Below are 3,607 nucleotides of genomic sequence, written 5' to 3'. Positions count from 1 at the left end.
TCTTCCGATATATCAAAGTATTAAATCAAATTAGATAATTTTAAGAATCAGCTGCCAAATTATGGCAGTTGACAATAGTAATTTCGCACTTGAAAATTAATTACTCCTCTGTGCTTTCTATTTAAGAAAATATATCAGATGATATAAATTTACATTTTAACTTAAATAAGTGTCTAATAGAGTTAATAACATACAATCTCCACCGCAAAGCGGTGACTTTTTTGTTAACCCCGTATGGGAGCGAAGCGGACATGCGGGGTACGAAATAGCTCACATGGAATGCACCCTAAATGGGGTGCCTCTCAGGGTTAACAAAAGAGACATCCCAATAGTATCTTTTAATCAGCACTGCTAATTAATTAATTTCATATTAAACAACATTCGTAATATTATTAAATTTATGGAAATGACAGAGCATATCTTTATATTCCAAGAATTTATAATATTACAAATATCAATAGCTTTATAACAAATTTTAAAAATACATGAACGAGTTCAATAATCTTGTCAATGCCATCAAAGGCATTATGGAAGCTAACACTACCTTTGATATTTATGCCGCACGAAAAATTGTGCAACTTATCAATAAGTTTCAAAATACCAGATATGGTGGTATTGTTTCAATTGAAGTATTGGAAAAGGAATATGCCAACTTTTCTGACTTTCTAAAATTTTGGCATAATAATTATGAACAAATTATTGGATGTGAAATCAATGATTCTGTTTGCGAAAAAGTGGCAGTGGCACTTCATGATATTTATTCGTTGACTGGCGGAAATGCGTTTAAAAAAGATTGGAATAGAAATGGTCTTTCAAATGAAGACATTTGTAGAATCAAGCTGTTTACCGCAAATCAAGATTTTAGAGATTCTTTGGACTTTAAGGAGATTTCGGATAAATTCATAGATGATCCATCCTCTTTTGATGAAAGGATTATTGCCGATGACCCTGAACAGTTTGTCATGACCCTTGGAATAAGTCAACGTTCTCTGACAGATAAACGCAACCAGTATGCAAAAGGGATTGCTTCCTTTGTAATGGAACATGGATGTTCACCCATAGAATTGATAAAGTGTTTTGATAATGATGTTTCTAAATTAAGAGATGCGTTGATTGAGTGCAATATCGGATATGGAAAGAAAACAGCAGACATGTTTATCCGGGATATGGTTATGCTTGGAGTTTGGAAAGATATCTTTGGCTTTGAAAAAATAGATGTTGCAAGCAATGTCAACACAATAAAGATTGCCTTGCGTACTGGCATTTTAACTACTGCAATACCATTAGAATCAGATTTTTTTGATATTTTCTGCAATCAATATGAATATTTTGATAATCTGAACACTAAAGCATGGCGTAAAGTTTGGGAAAAATGGAGAGCACTTTTTCCTAAAGAAACTTTAGAGAGTCCTTGCCTAATAGATTATTTTACACATGAAGTCATCGGACAACAGTTTTGTGTAGATAATTTAGCAATATTCCAATGTAATGATTTCGGACATGTGTTCAGATGGCATAGTATAATGAATCGAACTTGTCAAATATGTTATAAAGAAGGAAGGTTGAATGTAAAGACACATGTGATTGCAAAAATCCGTCCTTGTGCCGATCCTGAGGGAGAGATAGCAATTCTTGAGTCTAAATTTGTAAAAGATCTTCCTAAGGAGAAAAAACTGAAGAATTGTCCTTTTTATAATATCTGTAGTGAACATTATACTCTTTGATCTCTAATCTTGATATATCAAATAACTGAAGTTTCGCAAGCTGCACTTCAGTGGTCGTACAATTTGTACCGTTTATAGTTTATAATTTAAGATTTAAGATTCACGGAAATCCACGAATCTTTTCATTATACAAAATTTAAGATTATAAACCATAAACTTTAAACCTTAAATTAGATGACTTTTAAAATAAAATGATATGAAGAAGATTTTTCTTGTGACTGTGCTGATTGAAATATCAGATGAGAGTCCTATTGATGGGCACCGTGCGTTTACTGACTATTCTAAGGCTAAGCAAGCCATGTCGGAGGAGATTGAAAATGCTCAAAAGTATTTCGAAGGCTGGGATGGAGAGGTGCTGGTTGACGTTGAGAACTGTCAAGAGTGGCGTAATGAAGATGGATACGGCTATACCATTGGCATTGAAGAGCTGAATATTCAAGATTGAAAGTATAAGTCATAACCTTATTAGTATAATCTTGATTTTTGTTGTATAATGTAACCGTTTCAGAGTGATTCATCTGTTTCGCTTGTTTCGGTGTTTCACTTGTATCGGGGGCGAAACAACCGATACAAGCGAAACAAGTGAAACAGGCGATACGCATGAATCACTATTATTCTATGATTTTCATCTATAGCTTTCTATCTTACTAATTTGCAATTCTACATCATTAGTAGCACAAAATGAGAGTCTGTAATAAATTTGACATATATTTACAGCACGCTCAGGCATAGCTGGACCTACTATAATTTTTGACAGAGAAAATGGGAATTTTTCATTTTCATTTTGCTCTGTAAAAATATTTTTTGAAATAAATGGAGTTAATATTCCATTAGAATCATTAATAAACCATCCTATAGGTTTTCTTGAATTTTCCAAGTATCTATATTCTTCTTCAGTTTCATAATCCTTATGTTTAATAAAATGCTTATATCTAATCAGTTGTTCAAATTTAAAATTAAGGTCTTTTTTTAAACGCTTCAACACTTTTTTTATATTTACCAATGTTTTATCATTCTCATCAACATATTTAATTTTATAAACCTTACCCTTATTAGGCGTAAATTTAAAACCGATGCTCACTCCTCTAGCATTATCTCCATAAAATCGCCACATATCCAAATTATCTTCTTTGGCTGTAAAAGATATTATGAATTTCCTACTTGCAGATATACAAACATCTAATTCCGGAATATCATTAGAACCTTTAACATTATGTAAATAAGGTTTCATAAAATCTGTTTCTGTCTTATCATTCATTGAAACGATTGAATTCATTAAGACACTTTTATTGTCAAGGATTTTTTGTAATGTTTCAAATGACGTGTATTTATACAATACAAAATCAGGTTCTACTCTTTCTGGCAATATTTCCTTCAAAAGACTACGCTCTATTTCCTTTTTTAGAAAATAACATTCATCACACATATCAAATAGAATATCTTCTTCTGATATATTTGCTTTAAAAACCTTATTAATTTGTTTAGCTATCTCAACTTTCTTTTCTTGATCTCCAGATAATAGCACATTATCTAGGTTATTATTGTCATTTAGACGATTTGTCTTATTTTGAAAATATTCATCTAAACAATCAATTTCCAATTTAAATTTATCAGCTTCACAAATATCATCTGAAAAGATAGTTGAATTACCTAATTTTAATGTTAATCTAATGAATGGTTTCTCATTTACATAAAATTCCTTGCGTACTATAAATAAATCCTTTTTACTATCATCATCATTGATAGCATAATCAAGACCATTCTCCTTCAATTTATTCTCTATTTTTTTAGCATATTCCTGAAAACATCTTATTTCTACTTGTAATGATTCTGCAATAGAGCCCAAATTGCCATTAATTATTGAAGTTTTAACAAAATTCCTA

At 31.2% G+C, this 3,607-nt stretch carries 3 protein-coding genes; 2 read left to right on the top strand and 1 reads right to left on the bottom strand.

Features of this window, described 5'->3' with window-relative positions; genetic code table 11:
* Positions 1-527: 527 nt before the first annotated feature.
* Positions 528-1,724, top strand: a complete 1,197-nt coding sequence (locus Q9R40_RS09485; RefSeq protein WP_304677421.1) for a hypothetical protein — start codon at positions 528-530, stop codon at positions 1,722-1,724.
* Positions 1,725-1,920: 196 nt separating this feature from the next.
* Positions 1,921-2,169: a hypothetical protein gene (locus tag Q9R40_RS09480; protein ID WP_123482999.1), complete on the top strand. Its 249-nt coding sequence runs from the start codon at positions 1,921-1,923 to the stop codon at positions 2,167-2,169.
* Between the two features lie 180 nt (positions 2,170-2,349).
* Here Q9R40_RS09480 and Q9R40_RS09475 read toward each other — a convergent pair.
* On the bottom strand, positions 2,350-3,607 hold a 1,258-nt coding region (locus tag Q9R40_RS09475; protein ID WP_304677420.1), incomplete at its 5' end, for a DUF2971 domain-containing protein.

The organism is uncultured Lactobacillus sp., assembly GCF_948948975.1.
Taxonomy (GTDB): Bacteria; Bacillota; Bacilli; order Lactobacillales; family Lactobacillaceae; genus Lactobacillus.
Note: the sequence above shows the minus strand (reverse complement) of the source record. Positions and strands in the feature narration are given on the sequence as shown.